The sequence below is a fragment of the Nocardioides oceani genome (assembly GCF_030412965.1).
GTDB classification, from domain to species: domain Bacteria; phylum Actinomycetota; class Actinomycetes; order Propionibacteriales; family Nocardioidaceae; genus Nocardioides; species Nocardioides oceani.
In genome coordinates this window covers 1-211 of the sequence record NZ_JAUHJQ010000310.1, presented here as the reverse complement: position 1 = coordinate 211, position 211 = coordinate 1, and the positions used below count along the sequence as shown (strand labels likewise).

Genomic DNA, 211 nt, shown 5'->3' with positions numbered 1-211 from the left:
CGTCGACGCCGGCCGGCTCGGCCTGGCCGGCTGGCCCCCGCCGCTGATCGCCGCCTCCGACCTGACCCTCTTGATCACCCGCAGCTCGTGGCCGGCCCGGGCCGGCGCCACCAGCTGGGCCAAGACGTTGCGCACGCAGTTCGCCGGGGTCGGTGGCTTGTCCCGGCTTGGGGTCCTTCTCGTCGACGAGGAGCGACGCTGGCCGATGCCC

Annotated in this window: 1 pseudogene; it reads left to right on the top strand. The window is 75.4% G+C overall.

Annotation, left to right across the window (positions count from 1 at the left end):
- Positions 1–211, top strand: a pseudogene (locus tag QWY28_RS24185) (hypothetical protein); the annotation flags it as partial.